We start from the raw sequence: 1226 nt of genomic DNA on the forward strand, positions 1-1226 counted from the left end.
CCGGTGACCATGTTGCGGGTGTACTGCACGTGGCCGGGGGTGTCGGCGAGGATGAAGCGGCGGCGGGGGGTGGCGAAGTAGCGGTAGGCGACGTCGATGGTGATGCCCTGCTCGCGCTCGGCGCGCAGGCCGTCCGTCAGCAGCGCCAGGTCCGGGGCTCCGGCCCCGCGGCCGCGCGAGGCGTGCTCGACGGCCTCCAGCTGGTCGGCCAGCACGGACTTGGAGTCGTGCAGGAGCCGGCCGACGAGGGTCGACTTCCCGTCGTCGACGGAGCCGGCGGTGGCGAACCGCAGCAGCGACGTCGCCGCGGTGTTCGTGTCGGTGGCTGTGCTCATGGCTAGAAGTACCCCTCGCGCTTGCGGTCCTCCATGGCGGCCTCGGACAGCTTGTCGTCGGCTCTGGTCGCGCCGCGCTCGGTCAGCCGGGAGGCGGCGATCTCGGCGATGACCTCCTCGACGGTGGCCGCGCCGGAGTCGACGGCGCCCGTGCAGGACATGTCCCCGACCGTGCGGTAACGCACCAGGCGGCGCAGTGCCCTCTCGTCGTCGCGGGGGCCGCCCCAGTCGCCGGGGGCGAGCCACATGCCGTCCCGGGAGAAGACCTCCCGCTCGTGCGCGAAGTAGATCGAGGGGAGTTCGATCTTCTCGCGGGCGATGTACTGCCAGACATCGAGTTCGGTGAAGTTGGACAGGGGGAAGACGCGGACGTGTTCGCCGGGGGCGTGGCGGCCGTTGTAGAGCTGCCAGAGTTCGGGGCGCTGGCGGCGGGGGTCCCAGCCGCCGAACTCGTCCCGCAGGGAGAACACCCGCTCCTTGGCCCGGGCCTTCTCCTCATCGCGCCGTCCGCCGCCGAAGACCGCATCGAAGCGGTGGGCGGTGATGGCTTCCAGCAGGGGCACGGTCTGCAGCGGGTTGCGGGTGCCGTCCGGCCGCTCCCGCACCCGCCCCGCGTCGATGGCCTCCTGCACGGAGGCGACGTGCAGCCGCAGCCCGTGCTCGGCCACCACCCGGTCCCGGTAGGCGATCACCTCGGGGAAGTTGTGCCCGGTGTCCACGTGCAGCAGGGCGAACGGCAGCGGCGCCGGCGCGAACGCCTTCAACGCCAGATGCAGCATGACGATGGAGTCCTTGCCCCCGGAGAACAGCAGCACCGGCCGCTCGAACTCCCCCGCCACCTCCCGGAAGACATGCACCCCCTCCGACTCCAGCACATCCAGATGCGACAAC

Annotated in this window: 2 protein-coding genes; both read right to left on the bottom strand. The window is 71.6% G+C overall.

The genetic code is table 11. The features are described 5' to 3' along the window. Positions 1 to 335, bottom strand: a 335-nt coding sequence (locus B7P34_RS35940) for a GTP-binding protein (protein ID WP_286157546.1), incomplete at its 3' end; no start/stop codon positions are given. A gap of 2 nt (positions 336 to 337) precedes the next feature. After that, positions 338 to 1225 (bottom strand): sulfate adenylyltransferase subunit CysD, encoded by an 888-nt coding sequence (gene cysD, locus B7P34_RS35945; protein WP_223268615.1) that lies wholly within the window; start codon positions 1223 to 1225, stop codon positions 338 to 340. Position 1226 lies beyond the last annotated feature (1 nt).

Origin of the sequence: Streptosporangium nondiastaticum, from assembly GCF_003011965.1 — a bacterium.
Lineage (GTDB): Bacteria > Actinomycetota > Actinomycetes > Streptomycetales > Streptomycetaceae > Streptomyces > Streptomyces nondiastaticus.